Raw genomic sequence first — 17,970 nt, 5'->3', positions numbered from 1 at the left:
CCCCCCCCCCCCGGGGGGGGGGGGGGGGGGGGGGGGGGGGGGGGGGGGGGGGGGGGGGCCCCCCCCCCCCCCCCCCCTGCCGCCCGCCGCGCAGGCGACCAAACCCGGATGCCGGGCAGCAGCCACCATCCAGCGGCAGAAAAGAAAGGAAGGAATGAAAGGACACTGCCCGCCGCGTCAGGCGTCTTCCGTATCGCGCACCACTTCCAGGATGAGCGGCAGCTTGCGGATATCCTCGATGAGCTGATAGAGCTGGCTGGCATCCTTGACTTCCACGGTGACGCGGATCTCGGAGCGCCCGTCCAGCAGGCTTCTGGCGGTCAGGGTCATGATGTTGATGTCGGCCCCGGCCAGCGTCTGGGTGACATTGGCCAGCACGCCGCGCTCGTTCTTCGCCAGGATGAAGATGCCCGCCTCGTACGGCTTCTGCTGCTCTTCCGCGCCGTCCCAGTGCACGGAGATGAGGCGCTCCGGCTCCATACTGGCCACATTGGCGCAGTCGGCGCGGTGCACGGTCACGCCCATGCCGCGACTGATGTAACCGATGATGGGATCGCCGGGCACAGGATTGCAGCACTTGGCAAAACGCATGAGCACGCCGTCCACGCCGGAGATGCCCACGCCCTCGCTCTTGCGCTTGGCGGTCTCCTTGCTTTCCTTGATGCTGGGCGCGGCGGGCTGTTCGGCGGCAGCGGCTTCGGGATGCATGACGGCATAAAGCTTGTTGAGCACACGACGGGGCGTGATGTGGGCATAGCCCACGGCGGCGGTCAGTTCGTCCGCATTCTCGAAATTCATGTCCTGCGCCACGATGGCCAGATGGCCGTCCTTGGTGGCGCGGCTGACATTGAGATTCATCTTGCGGCCTTCCTTCTCCAGCATGTCACGGCCCAGCGTGATGGCGTGGGCGCGCTCCTCGGTACGCAGATAGCGCTGGATACGGGTACGGGCGCGGGCCGTCTTGACCATCTTGAGCCAGTCCCGGTTGGGATTGCGCGCGGGGTCGGTGATGATCTCCACCGTATCGCCGTTCTTGAGCGGCGTGCCCAGCGGCATGAGACGGCCGTTGATCTTGGCTCCGGCGCAGTGATGGCCCACCTTGGTATGGATGAGGAAGGCGAAGTCCAGCGGCGTGGCCCCTTCGGGCAGTTCCTTGACCTGTCCGGCGGGCGTGTAGACGTAGACCTCGTCCTTGAAGAGGTCGAGCTTGAGGGAATGCATGAACTCGCGCGAGTCCGCCTCGTCCCCCTGCCGCTCGAAGATCTCCCGCAGCCAGGAGAACTGCTCCAGGTCGCGCGGGTTGACGCGCCCCTTTTCCTTGTACAGCCAGTGGGCCGCCACGCCGTGCTCGGCCTGCCGGTGCATGTCCTCGGTGCGTATCTGTATCTCGATGCGCTCGCCCTCCGGCCCGATGACCGTGGTATGCAGGCTCTGGTAGCCGTTGGACTTGGGCATGGAGATATAGTCCTTGAAGCGCCCGTGTACCGGCTTCCACTGCGAATGCACCAGCCCCAGCACCGCGTAACAGTCGCGGATGTCCTTCACCAGCACGCGGAAGGCCATGATGTCGTGCATCTCGTCCAGCGTGAGGTTCTGGGACTGCATCTTCTTCCAGATGCTGTACTTGTGCTTGATGCGGCCGTAGACCTGCCCGCTGACCTTGTTGGAATCCAGCAGGTCGCGAATGAGCGAGACCACCTTCTCGATGATCTTCTTTTCCACCACCTGATGCTTGTCGAGCCAGTGGTCGATCTGATTGTAGATGTCCGGCTGGAGATACTTGAAACTCAGGTCCTCCAGATCGCGCTTGAGCAGGTAGAGGCCGAGACGATTGGCCAGCGGCGCGTAGATGTCCATCGTCTCCTGCGCAATGCGCCGCTGCTTGTAGGCCTTCTGGAAATCCAGCGTCCGCATGTTGTGCAGACGGTCGGCCAGCTTGACCATGAGCACGCGCATGTCATGGCTCATGGCGAGGATCATCTTGCGGATGTTCTCCGCCTGCGCCTCTTCCTTGTTGTCGAAGGGGATGAGGCTGATTTTGGTCACCCCGTCCACGATGTCGGCCACTTCCTCACCGAAATTGTCGTCGATCTCCTCGATGGTGGCCTTGGTGTCCTCTACCGTATCGTGCAAAAGGCCCGCGGCCACCGTCGGCTCGTCGAAACCCATCTCCGCCAGCGTATAGGCCACCGCCAGCGGATGCGAGAGGTACGGCTCCCCGGAAAGGCGCGTCTGCCCCGCGTGGGCCGTGGCGGCAAAGACATAGGCCCGCTGTATAAGCTCCAGATCGGCGTCGGGATTGCCCGCCGCCACCTTGTCGAGAATTTCCTGAATACGGATCATGGCCGCCTCATGAAGGGTAGGAAGGATAGGACGTTGACGTGCCGCCATGCCGCCGGACACGACATGACACACGCTTGCCTCTCTTGACTGTCCGACAAGTATGCCCGCTTGTCAACGGTCGGCGGCAGCGCCCCCGGCAAGAGCACGCTGGTATTTTTCTTGCATTTTTTCGGCAGCAGAGGAAATTCTTGCCGGAGGAATATCATGGATTTGTCTTCGCTGCTTTCCGCTGATAGTCAGCAAAAACAATCGCCCCTTGCCGGGATCATGCAGTCACAAAACGTCTCGCGGGTCGGCGGTCAGGGCGGTTCCTTTTCCAGCCACATCGTTGCCGCCAGCCAGCGAGGCGATACGGTGACCATTTCCGAGGAAGGCCGGGCGCTGGCCGCGGCCATGCTGAACGAGAAAAACCGGGCCGCCACGAGTTCGGCGCTGGACGATACCTCCGCCGCACCTGAAGAAGCGGCTGCGTCTCCCAGCCTGGCCGACGACTACCGCGCTGCCCTCGGCATCAATGAAGAAGGCGACTTTGAAGTCAACCGCGCCGAAGATGTAGATGCCGAAGCTCTGGAAGCCATGCAGAAGGAACTGGAAAGCCTGATCCAGCAGATGGCCGAACTTTCCGCGCAGGCCCAGCAGAACCCCGAAGCCAAGCAGGCCGTGGCCCAGATCAAGCAGCTCATCAGCGACCTGCAAAAACAGATAAAGAGCGGCGGGGCCAAGGCCGCCTGATCGCCCCTTTCCCCTGTTTTCCGCCGTCTTGCTACGGAGGAGGGTCTACCCCTCCTCCGTTTTTCTTTTCCGCACATGCGCCCGGAGGCCCTTCCCTCTCTCTTCCTCCTCCATCCCGCCGGGGGGCGGACAGACGACGAGCGGACGCGCGGCCCGCGACGCTCTTCCATCCTCCCCGGGAAAACCCCTCACGTACCGCCCTTTTACGGCGTCAGCGTATGCCGTTGCAGGGCGCGCGGCACCCACCAGTCCTCGAAGTTGTACATGATGCCGGCCAAGGCGGGCTTGATGCCCATGAAGCGCTTTTGCACCACGGGCAGGGAGTACGGCACATAAAGGAAGCAATAGGGCTGATCGTCGGCCAGCACTTCCTGCACGCGCCAGTAGAGACGCTTGCGCTTTTCCTGATCCGGGGTGATGCGGGCCTCTTCGAGCAGGCGGTCCAGTTCGGGATTCTTGTAGCGGGTGAAGTTCAGGCCGCCCTCCACGGCCTGCGAGCTGTGCCAGACCTGATAGATGTCCGGGTCGGAGGTGATGGTCCAGCCGAGCATGACGGCGTCGAAACGTCCCTTGTTCACGAATTCGCGGATGAAGGCCGCCCATTCCACCACGCGGATCTCCACGGCGATGCCGACCTTTTTGAGCTGGCTCTGGATGAGCGTGGCCGTGAGGATGCGTTCCTCGTTGCCCTGATTGGTCAGGATGGTGAAGGCGAGGGGCTTGCCGTCCTTGTCAAGGATGCCGTCGCCGTCCGTGTCCCGGAAACCGGCTTCGGCCAGCAGGGCGCGGGCGGCGTCGCGATCGCGTGCCACGGGCTTGAGGCGGGGATGGTAAGCCCATGTGCCGGGCTTGTAGGGGCCGAAGGCCGGTTCCCCCTCGCCCAGCAGCACCACATCGACGATGTCCCGCCGGTCGATGGCCTGCGAGATGGCCCGGCGCACGCGCACATCCTGAAAGAAGGGCTGCTCCATGTTGAAGCCGAGAAAGACGTAGGCGCTGCCGAGGTAGCGGTATTTGTTGAAATTTTTCCGCCATTCCGGGCCGGAGGTCTGCCGCAGGTACTGGAGGGGGGTCAGATTCATGAGATCGAGCTGCCCGGCCCGTGTTTCCAGAAACATGGTGGCCATGTCCGGGATGATGCGGAACACCACCTCGTCGATATGCGGGCGTCCGGCAAAGTAGGTGGGCGAGGCCGCCAGCGTGATGCGCGCGCCGGGCTCCCAGCTCTTGAGTCGATAGGGCCCGGCCCCCACGGGCTTGCGGGAAAAGGGCGTTTGCCGGATGTTCTGCCCTTCCAGGACATGCTTGGGCAGGATGGGCTGCATCCAGGTGAAGATGCCGCGGGCAAAGAACTGATCGTACAGCACTTCAAAAGTATAACGGTCGATGACTTTCAGGTCCTTGACGCGCAGGAAGTCGTCGGCATAGGGGCTGGCCGTGGCCGGATCGCAGACGAGTTTCCAGGTGAAGGCCACGTCCTCGGCCGTGAGTTCCACACCGTCTTCCCAGAGGATGCCCTTGCGCAGGGTGAAGCGGTAACGCCTGCCCTCGTCCTCCACGCTGTAGCTCTCCGCCGCCCAGACTTCCGGCTCAAGGTCCTTGTTCATGCGCAGGGGGGCCACATAGAGCATGTCGGCCACCTCGTGCGAAGCGGAGTCCGAGGTCAGGTAGGGGATGAGGTTGGAGGCCTCCCCGATGCTGCCGAACAGGATGCGGTCCCCGTCCACGGGGGTGGAGTACGGATTCTGGGCGGATGCCCCCTTCCCGGGGGCCTCAGACTGGGCCAAAACGGGGCTGACGCCTCCAAACAGCAGCGCAGCGCCAAGAAAACCGGCGCAAAAGAGCCTTGCCGCCGCCCTGACGACCCGACGGGAGAAAACCCCGCAAGGGCCTGTCCATCTGTCGTTGCGCGGTTTTTGATAACGATTGTACATAACTTGGAATCTTTTGTTGCCTTTAGGGTTTGGTTTGTGCTATTGACTCAAAATTGTCGTTATGCCCCTGCCGCAGCGGCAGGGTGGGAGAAGTATGAGCAGATCCGAACAAGTTGTCATCACGGAGATGTGCGAGGCCTTCCTCCACGATTCCGTCCCCGAATATATCCGCGACACGGCCTACCCTATCCTTTCCGAAGGCGGTGTGCAAAAAATAAATATCCAGGAGGGCGATCCCTGGGAAGTGCAGGGCCTCATCCAGGGCGAGGACCTGCAGGTCTATACGCCCAGCCTCACCTTTACCCTTTCCGACCGCAGCACGCGCCACCAGTGCAATTGTTCGGACGCCTTCACGGGCATCTGTCGGCATGTGGCGGCGCTGGCCCTGCGCCTGCTGGAGGAGCTGCGCAAGGAGCAGGGCAACGACGAGGCCGTGCCCGCTCCCGTCTCGGACTGGAAGGAAAGCTTCCGCACCTTCTTTTCCACGGACATGGAGCCGGAGCCGGGGCGGCATTATCTCATCTTCCGTTTCGAGCCGGAACCCGGCCGCCTGCTGGTCTCCTTCTTCCGGGGGCGGCAGAACAAGTCCGGCCTTTCCAGCGTACATAATGAAGTGACGCTGGAGCAGATCATCCATAATCCCGGCTGGTGCGAGTTCTCGCCGCAGCTGCCGCTGGTGGCCAAGCAGATCGGCCAGCACCTCGACTATTACGGCCACCGGGTGGAGATCCCCAACGGCCTGACCTCGTGGTTCTTCTGGGCCGTGCGGCGGGAATATTACCTGCTCTGGAAGGATACGGACAAGCCCTGCCGCATCGAGAGCACGCCCTTTGCCCTCAAGCTCAAGCCCAATCTGGACGATGCCGGATTCTGCTTCGACGTGCTGCTCAAGCGTGAGGGCCGCCAGCCCCTGCCCATCGTCAGCAATGGCGGAGAGGCGCGCGACGAGAGCAGCCCAGAGGCCGCGCCCATCACCTTCCACGGGCAGATGCCGCTCTGGGTCTGCTATCAGCACAATTTCTATCCCGTGCAGACGGGGCTTGCGCCCTCGCTGGTGCGGCGACTCATCTACGAGCGCCCCGTGGTGCCGCACGAGGAGATCTCCGAGTTCCTCGACCGGGTGTGGACGCGCCTGCCCGCCTCGGAACTGTACGAGCCGCAGCAGTTCCTGCGCCAGATGGAGCCGGTGTTCCAGCCCGCCACCTACAATCCCAAGCTCTTCCTGGACGAGGAAGGCAGCCTGCTCACGCTGGAGATCGACAACATCTACGAGACCAAGCACGGCGAGTTCACGCTCAACGGTCCCAATCCCGATTTCCAGACCGGCAGTTACACCTATGAGGGGCAGACCTATCTGGTGCGGCGGCATCAGGACGAGGAGGCCCAGCTCATGAGCGAGCTGGCGGCCATGGACTTCCAGTCCCGTTCCAACCGCCTGTGGTTCCTCGAACCGGAGGAGGCCATCTCCTTCCTGCTGGATTCCTACCCCAAGCTGGTGGACTATTACCGCGTCTACGGCGAGAAAGCCCTTTCCCGCTACAAGGTGCGCACGGCCAAGAGCACCATCACCGCGCAGGTGGTGAGCAACGAGAAGGAAAAGTGGTTCTCGCTGGACATCTCCGTGGATTACGAGGGCCAGTCCCTGCCGCTGGAAAAGATCTGGAAGGCCTGGACGCGCGGCAAGCGCTATGTGCAGCTCAAGGACGGCTCCTATACCAGCCTGCCGCAGGAATGGCTGGAGAAGATCGCCCACAAGCTCACCGCGCTGGGCCTTGACCCAAGCAAGCCGCCGCAGACCAAGTTCAAGCAATTTGAAGCGCCTGTGCTGGACAGCCTGCTCGAGGACCTGCCCGGCGCGAGCACGGACTCCTTCTGGAACAACCTGCGCGAGAAGATCCGCTCCTTCCGGGAGGTGCGTCCGGTGCCCGCGCCGCAGAAGTTGCAGGCCACCTTGCGCTCGTACCAGCTGCAGGGGCTTTCCTACCTCAACTTCCTGTCCGAATACGGCTTCGGCGGCATCCTGGCCGACGAGATGGGCCTCGGCAAGACCGTGCAGACGCTCGCCTTCATCGAGCACATGGTGGAACATCATTACGAAGGCCCCAACCTCATCGTGGTGCCCACCTCCGTGCTGCCCAACTGGGAGCGCGAAGCGGAGAAGTTCGTGCCGCACCTGCGCCGCCTGACCATCTACGGCACCCGGCGTGAAGGCATGTTCAAGCACATCGCGGAGTCGGATCTGGTCATCACGACCTATGCCCTGCTCCGCCGCGACCTCGAGGAGATGGAGAAATACGAGTTCAATACCGTCATCCTCGATGAGGCCCAGAACATCAAGAACCCCAATACCATCACGGCCCGCGCCGTGCGGCGCATCAATGCGCGTATGCGGCTCTGCCTCTCCGGCACGCCCATCGAGAACAACCTCTTCGAGCTCTGGAGCCTGTTCGAGTTCCTCATGCCGGGCTTCCTCGGCTCGCAACACGCCTTCCAGCGCGGCATCGTCAAGCCCATCAAGGACGGCGACGCCGAGACGCTGGAATACCTGCGCACCCGCGTGCGCCCCTTCATCCTGCGCCGCACCAAGGCCGAAGTGGCCAAGGACCTGCCGCCCAAGGTGGAGAGCGTCACCTGCTGCGCGCTGGAAGAGGCGCAGGCCGAACTCTACGCCGCCCTTGCCCGCAAGCTGCGGGCGCAGGTGCTGGCCGACGTGGACGAAAAGGGTCTGGCCAAAAGCCAGATGTCCATCCTGGACGCCCTGCTCAAGCTGCGGCAGATCTGCTGCCATCCGCGCCTGCTCAAGCTCGACATGCCCGGCTTTTCCAACAACCTGCCCTCCGGCAAGTTCGACGCCTTCAAGGACATGGTGCAGGAGATCGTGGAAGGCGGCCACAAGGTGCTCGTCTTCTCGCAGTTCGTGCAGATGCTGCACATCATCCGGCAGTGGCTGGAATTCTCGCAGCTGCCTTTCTGCTACCTCGACGGCGCGAGCAAGGATCGCTTCGAGCAGGTGGACAGGTTCAACAACAGCCCGGACATCCCCATCTTCCTCATCTCCCTCAAGGCCGGCGGCACGGGCCTCAACCTGACCAGCGCGGATTACGTCATCCACTACGACCCGTGGTGGAACCCGGCCGTGGAAAGTCAGGCCACCGACCGCACGCACCGCATCGGCCAGACGCGACAGGTCTTTTCGTACAAGCTCATCTGCCAAAACACGGTGGAAGAAAAGATCCTCAAGTTACAGGAAGCCAAGCGCGGCGTAGCCGAGGCCATTATCCCCGGACAGGACACCTGGAAGTCCCTCACTCGCGAGGACCTGGAGATGCTGTTCGAGGTGTAACGGCACGGCGTTCCGGCCTGCCGGGACACGCGGAAATACGGACAAGGGAAGCATGGCGCAACGGCCTGCTTCCCTTTTTTCCATGAGCATTTTCCCTCCTTGAGCGGATCCGCATGGAAATCGTGTCCGATCTCAATAAGGGATGGGGGGCTTGGGGGGAAGGGGAACCCCTCCCGCGCAGGCGGCGACCGAAAGGCGGCCCGCAGGGCCGTGCCCGTTAGGCGACAAAGGAGCCTTACGGGCATCGACAGCAGAGCGCGACCGAAAGGCGGCCCGCAGGGCCGTGCCTGTTAGGCCGTAAGGCCTTACAGGCATCGACAGCAGAGCGAGGGGTTCCCCTTCCCCCCAAAACAAACAACGAATAGCCTTACGGGCATCGACAGCAAAGCGAGGGACCTCCCTCTCCCCTGCCCTCCTGCACGGCCTCTATTGCGGGAGCCGCCGCTTTTCCTTGGGGGCAGAATGGTGTAGGCTGCCTTTCAGCCGCCGTCATTGGCGGCGTGGCCGCTGCCCTGCCCTACGCTATCGTTCCGACGTTCCAGCGCTTCGGCCGTTTCTGTCACACACTCCGGGAAAACCGCATGAAAGCCTTTCTCAAGCTCCAGTCCGTGGAAGATGTCCTTGCCCATCTGCGCGCCTTCCCTCCCCTGCCGCCGGAGGAGGCGCCGCTGGACGAGGCGTTGTCGCGCTTTTCCGCCGCCCCGCTGGCGGCCCCGCATGATCTGCCCGGTTTTGACCGCTCCACCGTGGACGGCTTTGCCGTCCGGGCGCGGGACGTGTTCGGCGCGCAGGAGGCGTCCCCGGCCCTGCTGGACATCGCCGGGGACTGCCGTATGGGCGAAGCGGCCGAACTGACGCTGGAAGAGGGCCAGGCGGCCCGCATCCTCACGGGCGGCATGTTGCCCTCCGGCGCGGACGCCGTGGTCATGGTGGAATATTCCCGCCCGGCGGGGGAGCGGCTGGTGGAGCTGACCCGCAGCGTCGCCCCCGGCGAGAATGTGCTGCTCCATGACGAGGACGCCGCCGCCGGACGGATCTGCCTGCCGCAGGGGCATCCTCTGCGTCCGCAGGAGATCGGCCTACTGGCGGCCTTTGGCCTGACGCGCACGCTCGTGCGCCGCCGCCCCCGCGTGGGCATCCTCTCCACCGGGGACGAGGTGGTGCCCGTGACCGCCACGCCCGCTCCCGGCCAGATACGGGATGTCAATGCCCACAGCCTCGCGGCCCTCTGCCGTCGCTGCGGCGCTGTCGTCACGCAGGCCGGACTCGTACCGGACGATCCCGAAGCCCTGCGTGCCGCCGTGGACGCCCTCTGCGCCACGCAGGACGTGGTCGTGGTGTCCGGCGGCTCCTCGGCGGGTATGCGGGATCACACGGTGGAAGTGTTCACCGGCGGCACGGGCGGCGAGCTGCTTTGTCACGGCGTGGCCCTCAGCCCGGGCAAGCCCTTCATCCTTGCCCGCAAGGGAGCTGTCTGCCTCATGGGGCTGCCCGGCCATGTGAGCAGCGCCCTCATCTGCGCCCACGTCTTCCTGCGCCCCCTGCTGCGGCATCTGCAGGGCGCGAGCGGGGACATCCGGCCCGTCCCCGGCACGACGGCTATCCTGAGCCGACCGCTGGCCTCGGCGCAGGGACGGCGGGACTACATCCGCGTGCGGCTGGAGGCCCTGCCGCCGGACCAATGTCCCGTAACGACGGATCGTCCGCCCGTGCGCTGGCGGGCCGTCCCCCTTACCGGGCCGTCAGGCTGCATCTCCGGTCTGACGCAGGCCGACGGTCTCGTGGTCTGCCCGGAGAACCGCGAAGGGCTCTATGCCGACGAGATCGTGGAGGTGGAGCTGCTGGACGACCTGTCCTGATCCCGCCGCCCCGTCCGTCATCCGGTCGCGTTCCGCCGCGTCCCATTTTTTTGCTGCCCGCTCCCGCCGCCCCCTGCCCTCACGAGGAGATCATGGAAACGAAACGCACGGCCTATCTGACGCTGCTCTCCCCCGAAGACGCCCGCCGCCGCTGGTTCGCGGCGCTGGACGACGCCCCTCTGCCGGAGGAGTCCGTCCCCCTCGGCGCGGCCCTGCACCGCATCACCGCCCGCCCCGTGGCCGCCCGCCGTTCCTCTCCGGCTTTCCACGGCGCGGCCATGGACGGCATCGCCGTCCGCGCCGAAGAGACGTTCAACGCCTGCCCGCAGCATCCCCTGCATCTGGAAGTGGGCACGCAGGCCCACTGGATCAATACCGGCCACCCCCTGCCCGAAGGCTGTAATGCCGTCATCATGGTGGAACATGTGATCAGCGAGGCCGACGGCCGCCATGTGGTCATCGAGAAAGCCGCCTTCCCCTGGCAGCATGTCCGCAAGCTGGGGGAGGACATGGTCCGCACGGAGATCATCCTTGCGCCCGGCACGCGCATCGGCCCCTGCGAGCTGGGCGCGCTGGCGGCGGGCGGCGTGCTGGACGTGCCGGTATTCGTCCGGCCGCGCGTGGCCGTCATCCCCAGCGGTTCGGAGATCGTGCCCCTTGCCGACGCGCGGGAAGAGGACCTGAACAGCGGACGCGTGCTGCCCGAATTCAATTCCCTCATCTTCTCGGCCATGATCGAGGAGGCGGGCGGCGTGGCGGACATCCGCGCCATCGTGCCCGACGATCCCGCCGCCATCGCCTCGGCCATCGACGCGGCGCTGGACGACGGCGCGGACGTGGTGCTGCTCAATGCCGGTTCCTCGGCGGGCAGCCGCGACTATACCGCGCAGGTGGTCCGGGACATGGGGGAACTGCTGGTACACGGCGTCGCCGTCATGCCCGGCAAGCCCACTGTCCTCGGCCTCGTGCGCGGCCGTCCGGTCATGGGCGCGCCGGGCTACCCGGTCTCGGCCTGCGTGGCCGTGGAGGAGTTCCTCCTGCCCCTGCTGGCCCGCCGACAACGCCGTCCCCTGCCGCAACGCGAGCGCGTCATGGCCCTGCCCTGCTATCCGCTGCCCTCGCGGCCGGGCATGGAAGAGCGCCTGCGCGTCAAACTGGGCGAGGTGGATGAGACCATCATCGCCGTCCCCCTGTCGCGCGGCGCGGGGACCGTGACCAGCCTCAGCCGCGCCGACGGCATCCTGACCATCCCCGCCGCCTGCGAAGGGCTGGATGCGGACGTGCCCGTATCCGTGGAACTCCTCCGCTCGCGCAAAAGCCTGCACGGCGCGCTGCTGGCCATCGGCAGTCACGACAACACCCTCGATCTGCTGGACGGCCTGCTGCGCCGTACCCACCCGGCTTTCCGCCTCACCTCCGCCCATGTCGGCTCGCTGGGCGGCCTGCAGGCGCTGGCCCGCCGCCGCTGCCATCTGGCGGGCTGCCATCTGCTCGGGGCGGACGGCGTCTACAACCGGCAGGCCATAGCCGAACTGCTCGACGAGCCCATGCTGCTGATCCGGCTGGTGGACAGGGAACAGGGGCTCATGCTGCGGCCCGGCGATCCGCTGCATCTGCGCGGCGTGGCGGATCTGGCCCGCGAAGGCGTCCGTTTCATCAACCGCCAGCGCGGCAGCGGCACGCGTGTGCTGCTGGATCACCTGCTGGCCCGCGAAGGGATCTCCCCCTCTCGCATCCAGGGGTACCGCGACGAGGAATACACCCACATGAACGTGGCCGCCGCCGTGCTGTCCGGCCGCGCGGACGCCGGGCTGGGCGTCCTCGCCGCCGCGCGCGCTCTGGGGCTGGATTTCGTGCCTGTCGGCGTGGAGGAATACGACCTGGTCATCCCGCAACGGCTGGCGCGGGAGGAGCCTGTGCTTGCCCTGCTGGAGGTCATCCGCTCCGATGCCTTCCGTGAACAGGTCGATGCCCTGGGCGGCTACGGCACGGCCCGCACCGGCGAGGTCATTTGGGAATACCCGGGACGCGCGTCAGAGTAGGGAGCAGGGAGAGGTTGTTTTGTTATGTGGGGGGAAAGGAGGAGGCTTTTTGCAAAAAGCCCCCTCCTTTCCCCCCCACGCCCCCCTTTCCTCCCGCAAAAACTCTTGTTCTGGAGGATGACGGGGAGGGTTTCTCCCGCAGACCATCCCCCGACCGCTGGTCTCCCGAACGATGGTTCGCGGGGAACATGGCGACAGCGCAGCGTCACCCGGCCAAGGCCTTTCAATATAAATTTTCAATTTATTTCAACAGATAGAGCAATCCCACATTGAAAATGTAGATTGCTCTGGTAGTCGCGAGAGCGACTACCCGCAACCGAACACACGGAAAAACCACGCTTTTTCCGTAAATCGCATGAAACTGCTCTGAGCGCCCTTACCAGGCAAAGGATTCCAGTTCGGGGAGGCCGCTGTCCAGATGATACAGACGGCCCAGTCCGGGCGCGGCTTCGCCCAGCAGGATACGCAGACACTGTCCGGCCATGAGGCAGGCGGTCCCGGCCACGGACAGCACGCTGACCCCGGCGGCCCGTGCGGCGTCCAGTTCGGCCGCGCTCTGGCCCTGCGGATAGAGGCGGCGCAGCCCGGCGTCAGGCAGGGCATCCGGTGCACTGTCCGGCACTGGCACATTGCGAAAGACCATGCCCTCGTGCCGCAATACGCCGCCGTGCACGAAGGGCACGCCCGCCCGCAGGCAGGCATTTTCCAGGAGGGCTTTGTCCGTCACAGAGTCCAGACAGTCCAGCGCCACGTCCACGCCGTCGAGCAGCGCGGACAGGTTGTCCGCCGTGACGGCCAGGATGTGCGGCACGACCTCCGCATGGCCCGCCATGTCCCGCACGGCTTGTGCGGCGACCTCGGCCTTGGGCCTGCCCAGCGTACTTTCCGTGCAGAAAGCCTGCCGGTTGAGGTTGCTTTCCGTAAAGCTGTCGGGATCGCAAAGCACGAAAGCCCCGATGCCCAGCCGGGCCAGCAGCCCGGCCAGATGGCCGCCAAGGCCGCCGCAGCCCGCCAGCAGCACCCGCGCTCCCAGCAGACGACGCATTGCCATAACGGAAAAAAGGCCGTAATTTCTTCGGAAGCGTTCCGGCCAGATATGCCGGGACAGACATTCGTCCATGATCTGCCGCAGGGGACAGCCCCGCAGCCTGGCCAGATCCGCGAGCACTTCCCGCTCCACGAAGAGGGGGTGCGCCGCATCCGGCGGCGTCGCGCCGTCAGCAGGAAGGCCGCGCCGCGCCGGATGGCCGCTGATGAACGCCAGCAGCTCATCCGCGGGCAGAGGCCGCGTCTCGGAAGGCATGGACATGGAAGGTGTCATGATCAACGGACGTCTAGCCTCCCCCGACTGCCGGGAAAAGGGCCACACGATCCCCGTCGCGTAAGGTATCGGTACCCTCGCTTTGACGTCCGTTGATCATGACTATCTTGATCTCTTCCGGCGGCACATGGATATGCCGCGCCAGTTCCCACACGCTTGCCCCCTCCGGCATGTCCAGCGACAAGCCGGTCTCGGCGTCATAGCCCGGCACGCAGTCCCGCAGGGTCGTGCTGAGTTTGACGAGTATCCGCATATCCTCTCCTTTAGAGCATTTTCAGTTTGAAGCGCTTCGCGTTCCAAACCATACGGCCTGGCGTTTCGCGGAAAAAACGCGGTCATTCCGCGTGGCTTCGGCCGGGCAGCGCAGTGCTGCCGCCTCGCGTTTTGCCTTTTTCAAAGGCGGAACGCGCCATGTCGTGTCGTGCCCCGGACCCTTGCGCCCGGAACAGCCGTCCGGAGAAGCATACCCGGCGACGGCGGGGGAAACAAGCGGCGCGGCGGACGACGCCGACGCCGAAAAGATGCTGTCAGTGATGCCCTCGCTGTCTCCCGCCGCCCGGACGGACGGCGGGAGGATAGCGAAGAAGGCTACTTTTCTTCGATCCAGTTGAATACGGTATTCAGTTCGTCGCGGCTGATGTCGAAGGTCGTATTATGCGGCGGCAGGGCCTCGTCCTCGAAGAAGTCCGGCAGATGGTCGGCCGCCTGGGTGATGCCCGCCCGGCGGTTGAAGTCGATCTCCGTGGAGAGGATACGCTGGCCGAGCGTGACCACGTCGTCGCCGGTGAGCTTCCAGCCGAACTTGGCGTTGAGCATGTCCACCACGGCGGGCAGCGCGTCCGGCACGTCGAGGATGGCAAAGGCGGTGAAGAGGCACAGCCCCACGGCATCCACGGACGCCGTGGCGATCTGCAGATTGCGGGAGAGTTCGATCTGCCCGTCCTTTTTCAGCGGATCGACCTTGCCGCCGCAATTCAGGATATTGGCCGTGACGGCATAGCCCGCGGTGTGGTCGGCGCCCATCGGGGTGGTGGCGTAGGTGACGCCCACGCCCTTGACCGCGCGCGGGTCATAGGCGGGCAGGCTCTGGCCCTTGACGCAGGGCACGCGCCGTACGCCGAACACCCGGCCCGTGGTGGCCGCGCCGCAGCCCAGCACGCGGCCCAGCGGCGTGCCTTCGCTGATGCCTTCCACAGCCTTGAGGGCCGCGTCCGCATCGCCGTAGGGGATGCCGCCGCCGGCCATGGCCACGCCCACGGCCACGCCCACGTCGATGGTATCCACGCCGAAGTCGTCGCAGAGGTAGTCGAAGCGGGAGACCTTGTCCAGCTCACCGATGCCGCAGTGCGGGCCGAAGCTCCACAGGGTCTCATATTCGGGCCATTTGCTCTGGAACTTGCCCTTCTTGTCCGGCAGGATGCCGCTGCAGCGGATGACGCAGCCGCTCATGCAGCCGTGGGCCACGGCGCCTTCGCCGCCGCGCTCCTTGGTCAGCGCATTGAGCGTCTCGCCGGAAACGCCTTCGTGCTTGTCGAACTGCCCCACCGTAAAGTTGGCCGTGGGCAGGCCGCCCGCTTCGTGCAGGATGTTCACCAGCACGGCGGTGCCGTATTCGGCAAGGCCCTTGCCCGTGATGGGATGTCCGGCCAGCGCCTTGGCGAAGCGCTTGGCGGCCTCACGGAAACCGGCCTCGTCCACCAGCGGATGGTTGCGGCCGCCCTCAGGGTTGACGATGATGGCCTTGAGGCCCTTGGACCCCATGACCGCGCCGACCCCGCCGCGTCCGGCATGACGCATGGGCCGCAGTTCGCGGTCGGTGCAGGCGATGCTGGCCGCGGTGAGCCGGTATTCCCCGGCGCGGCCGATGGTGATGTAGCTGCAGTCCTTGCCGTAGGTCTCCACGAGCTTTTCCACAGCGGCAAAGTTGTTGCAGCCCGCCACGGTGGAGGGCACCAGACGGGCGCTGTCCTGCCCGATCTCAAGCTGCCACCACTCGCCTTCCCTGGCCATGTCTTCCACGATGATGGCGAGGATGCCCAGACGGGCAAGATGTCCGCCGGGCTGGCCGCCCGCGTTGGATTCCTTGATGCCTTCGGTCAGGGGACTTTTGCAGCCCACGGAGATGCGGTTGCCGTTGGGGCTGTTGGTCGCGCCCAGCAGACCAGGCGCAAAGACCAGTTTGTTATGGGGACCCAGCGGCGTACAGGTGGGATCCACCTCACGGGCCACGATGGTGGACGTCAGGGCACGACCGCCCAGACCGGCATACTCCTGCGGGATGTCTTCAAACACGCAGGTCTTGGCAGCCATGTTCACACGCAAGAAACGAAACATCTGTGCTTCCTCCTTCCCGGCGCGGCGGGACTCGCGGTTCATTTGCCGCCAGTCTAGGAAGCCCCTCGTTTCCCGGCAAGCTCCGGCCGGAACAATCCCGCTTTTGGGCGCCGTTTCCGACCTGCCGCCGAAAGCGGGAGTTTTTTACGCTTCGCCGCCCGCCCCGGCCTCACCTTCATCCCAGCGGCGGCCGAGGGCGACCTCCCGCGCGGCCAGCGCCGTCATGAGCGCCCTGTCGTGCGTTGCGCAGATGACCGTTGTCCCCCGATCCACGCAGGACCGCACGGCCTCCACGATGGCCCGGCCGCTGCGGGCGTCCACGCTGGAGGTCGGCTCATCGAGCAGCAGGACGCGCGGTCGCAGGGCAAGGCGGGCCGCCAGCGCCACGCGCTGACGCTCACCGCCGGAAAGGGCCCGCCGGTCCCGTCCGGCAAGCTCGTCCGGTTCGGCAAAGCCCACGGCCCGCATACATTCCTCATAGATGTCGCGCAGCCCCTGCCGCTGCTGTCGCAGCCGCAGCCCCAGCGTCACGTTGGCAAAGACCGAAGCGCGCAAGAGGTAGGCATCCTGCAGGAGGAGCGTCACTTCCTGTCGTGGGTCTTCCCCGCCCGCATAGTGCAGCCGACCGGAGGCGGGACGTTCCAGAAAAGCCAGCAGCCGCAGCAGGGTGGACTTGCCGCAGCCGTTGGGGCCGGTCAGGGCCAGCACCTCGCCCTCGTCCACCGTCAGCTCCGGCAGACGCAACACCTCGCGGCCCTCGTAGCGCTGGACAAGATCCCGGCACACATACAGCGGACTCATGCCCTGCCCCTCCGTCGAAAGAACGCCAGCAGCAGATTGACGCCGAAAGCCATGAGCAGGAGCACCAGTCCGAGGGCGATGCCCTGCGCGAATTCGCCCTTGCTGGTCTCCAGCGCGATGGCCGTGGTCATGGTGCGGGTGGCGTAACGGATATTGCCGCCCAGCATCATGGCGATGCCCACCTCGGTGATGACCCGGCCGAAAGCCGTGACGCAGACCATGCCGATGGCGTAGCGGCATTCCCAGAGCGTGAGCCGGGCCACCTGCAGCGGACGTGCCCCCAGCGTGAGCAGCGTTTCCCGGCAGCGCGGATCAAGACCTTCCACGGCCTGCGCCGTCCAGGAGACCACAATGGGCAGAGCCAGCACGGCCTGCCCGATGGCCATGCCCGGCAGGGTGAAGAGCAGGCCCCACTCCCCCAGCGGCCCCCGGTAGGTGATGAAGGCATAGACCAGCAGGCCGATGAGCACCGTGGGAAAGGCCAGCAACGTATCCGAGATCAACCGCAGCGTACGCTGCCCCGGAAAGCGCGCGTAGCCCAGCGCAAAGCCCGCGGGCAGGCCAAGCAGCATGGCCGCCGTCATGGCGTAGCCGGTGGAAAGGAGCGTCGCCGCGATGGCGGCGCGGGTGGCGTCGTCCAGATGCAGCAGCAGATGAAGAGCCGCCGCGAGACCATCAGCCAGATATTCCATACGTCATCCCGAACACCCGCAGCCGGATGTGCTCTCCCTCGCATAGTGTCTTTTTGGGGGAAGCTCCCCTCCGCCAGTGGCTTTTGCCAAGGTGGCACACGAGCCACTCACCGCAAACCGGGCCCCTCTTGGCAACAATTTTTATTTATCCGAAATATCTGAAAATCCTTCGCGGAGAGACACTACCGCCCATGCTGCGGGCAAGACGATCCGAGCTTCATTGCCGTGTTGCCGCGTTGTTGCCTTGCGGCGTTGTTGTCGTGTTGCTGTTCGTCTTTGCGCCTTCGCCGCTCCGGTTCTCCGGGACGGCGGGAGCTTTCCCGTATCCCTGTCAGAGGGCGTCATCCCGGCCCTTTTCCCTCTGCCGGTGAGGCAGGTGGAGGAGGCTTGCGTGTTGCCCTGCCCTTCATCCTTCATTGAGCATCTTCAATTTGAAACGCTTTGCGTGTCAAACCCTGTGACCTGTCGCGTCGCGGAAAAGCGCGGTTCTCCGCTCACGTCTGGCAGGGCGGCGCTGTCCCGCGTTTTGCCTTTGAAAAAGGCAAAACGCTCAAGTAAAGCGCGTTGGG

At 65.1% G+C, this 17,970-nt stretch carries 11 protein-coding genes; 4 read left to right on the top strand and 7 right to left on the bottom strand.

Features of this window, described 5'->3' with window-relative positions; all coding sequences use genetic code 11:
• Nucleotides 1–177 precede the first annotated feature (177 nt).
• Nucleotides 178–2,343: a bifunctional (p)ppGpp synthetase/guanosine-3',5'-bis(diphosphate) 3'-pyrophosphohydrolase gene (locus Q0K00_RS08250; protein WP_297228489.1), complete on the bottom strand. Its 2,166-nt coding sequence runs from the start codon at nt 2,341–2,343 to the stop codon at nt 178–180.
• Between the two features lie 204 nt (nt 2,344–2,547).
• Here Q0K00_RS08250 and Q0K00_RS08245 point away from each other — a divergent pair, with 204 nt between their 5' ends.
• Nucleotides 2,548–3,075 (top strand): hypothetical protein, encoded by a 528-nt coding sequence (locus tag Q0K00_RS08245; RefSeq protein WP_297228488.1) that lies wholly within the window; start codon nt 2,548–2,550, stop codon nt 3,073–3,075.
• A gap of 203 nt (nt 3,076–3,278) precedes the next feature.
• Here the strand turns inward: Q0K00_RS08245 and Q0K00_RS08240 are convergent, their stop codons facing one another.
• Nucleotides 3,279–4,802, bottom strand: a complete 1,524-nt coding sequence (locus Q0K00_RS08240; RefSeq protein ID WP_297228490.1) for a peptide-binding protein — start codon at nt 4,800–4,802, stop codon at nt 3,279–3,281.
• A gap of 301 nt (nt 4,803–5,103) precedes the next feature.
• Here Q0K00_RS08240 and Q0K00_RS08235 point away from each other — a divergent pair, with 301 nt between their 5' ends.
• The 3 genes from Q0K00_RS08235 to Q0K00_RS08225 all read left to right on the top strand — a co-directional run bounded on the left by Q0K00_RS08235 (nt 5,104) and on the right by Q0K00_RS08225 (nt 12,253).
• Complete coding sequence (locus Q0K00_RS08235; RefSeq protein ID WP_297228487.1) at nt 5,104–8,352, top strand: DEAD/DEAH box helicase; 3,249 nt, start codon at nt 5,104–5,106, stop codon at nt 8,350–8,352.
• Between the two features lie 581 nt (nt 8,353–8,933).
• The gene (gene glp / locus Q0K00_RS08230) at nt 8,934–10,211 is read left to right on the top strand and encodes a gephyrin-like molybdotransferase Glp (RefSeq protein WP_297228486.1); all 1,278 of its coding nucleotides are present in this window, start codon (nt 8,934–8,936) and stop codon (nt 10,209–10,211) included.
• Nucleotides 10,212–10,303: 92 nt separating this feature from the next.
• On the top strand, nt 10,304–12,253 hold the full coding sequence (locus Q0K00_RS08225; RefSeq protein WP_297228485.1) for a molybdopterin biosynthesis protein: 1,950 nt from the start codon (nt 10,304–10,306) through the stop codon (nt 12,251–12,253).
• Between the two features lie 376 nt (nt 12,254–12,629).
• Here the strand turns inward: Q0K00_RS08225 and Q0K00_RS08220 are convergent, their stop codons facing one another.
• The 5 genes from Q0K00_RS08220 to Q0K00_RS08200 form a co-directional block, all read right to left on the bottom strand.
• Nucleotides 12,630–13,562, bottom strand: coding sequence for a ThiF family adenylyltransferase (locus Q0K00_RS08220; RefSeq protein WP_297228484.1), 933 nt, complete (start codon nt 13,560–13,562; stop codon nt 12,630–12,632).
• A gap of 25 nt (nt 13,563–13,587) precedes the next feature.
• Complete coding sequence (locus tag Q0K00_RS08215; RefSeq protein WP_297228483.1) at nt 13,588–13,827, bottom strand: MoaD/ThiS family protein; 240 nt, start codon at nt 13,825–13,827, stop codon at nt 13,588–13,590.
• 335 nt (nt 13,828–14,162) lie between these two features.
• The gene (locus Q0K00_RS08210; protein WP_297228482.1) at nt 14,163–15,908 is read right to left on the bottom strand and encodes an aldehyde ferredoxin oxidoreductase C-terminal domain-containing protein; all 1,746 of its coding nucleotides are present in this window, start codon (nt 15,906–15,908) and stop codon (nt 14,163–14,165) included.
• A gap of 144 nt (nt 15,909–16,052) precedes the next feature.
• Nucleotides 16,053–16,709, bottom strand: coding sequence for an ABC transporter ATP-binding protein (locus Q0K00_RS08205; protein WP_297228481.1), 657 nt, complete (start codon nt 16,707–16,709; stop codon nt 16,053–16,055).
• Complete coding sequence (locus Q0K00_RS08200; protein WP_297228480.1) at nt 16,706–17,401, bottom strand: ABC transporter permease; 696 nt, start codon at nt 17,399–17,401, stop codon at nt 16,706–16,708. Before Q0K00_RS08200 ends, Q0K00_RS08205 begins: the two co-directional genes overlap by 4 nt.
• Between the last annotated feature and the right edge of the window lie 569 nt (nt 17,402–17,970).

It is taken from the genome of uncultured Desulfovibrio sp., from assembly GCF_944327235.1.
Taxonomy (GTDB): Bacteria; Desulfobacterota; Desulfovibrionia; order Desulfovibrionales; family Desulfovibrionaceae; genus Desulfovibrio.
Note: the sequence above shows the minus strand (reverse complement) of the source record. Positions and strands in the feature narration are given on the sequence as shown.

Bases quoted from the DNA above. Each gene is read 5' to 3' on its own strand.
- Q0K00_RS08210 (WP_297228482.1), bottom strand. From the start codon at position 15,908: ATGTTTCGTTTCTTGCGTGTGAACATGGCTGCCAAGACCTGCGTGTTT.
- Q0K00_RS08250 (WP_297228489.1), bottom strand. From the start codon at position 2,343: ATGATCCGTATTCAGGAAATTCTCGACAAGGTGGCGGCGGGCAATCCC.
- Q0K00_RS08225 (WP_297228485.1), top strand. From the start codon at position 10,304: ATGGAAACGAAACGCACGGCCTATCTGACGCTGCTCTCCCCCGAAGAC.
- Q0K00_RS08215 (WP_297228483.1), bottom strand. From the start codon at position 13,827: ATGCGGATACTCGTCAAACTCAGCACGACCCTGCGGGACTGCGTGCCG.
- Q0K00_RS08220 (WP_297228484.1), bottom strand. From the start codon at position 13,562: ATGTCCATGCCTTCCGAGACGCGGCCTCTGCCCGCGGATGAGCTGCTG.
- Q0K00_RS08245 (WP_297228488.1), top strand. From the start codon at position 2,548: ATGGATTTGTCTTCGCTGCTTTCCGCTGATAGTCAGCAAAAACAATCG.
- Q0K00_RS08200 (WP_297228480.1), bottom strand. From the start codon at position 17,401: ATGGAATATCTGGCTGATGGTCTCGCGGCGGCTCTTCATCTGCTGCTG.
- Q0K00_RS08205 (WP_297228481.1), bottom strand. From the start codon at position 16,709: ATGAGTCCGCTGTATGTGTGCCGGGATCTTGTCCAGCGCTACGAGGGC.
- Q0K00_RS08235 (WP_297228487.1), top strand. From the start codon at position 5,104: ATGAGCAGATCCGAACAAGTTGTCATCACGGAGATGTGCGAGGCCTTC.
- glp (WP_297228486.1), top strand. From the start codon at position 8,934: ATGAAAGCCTTTCTCAAGCTCCAGTCCGTGGAAGATGTCCTTGCCCAT.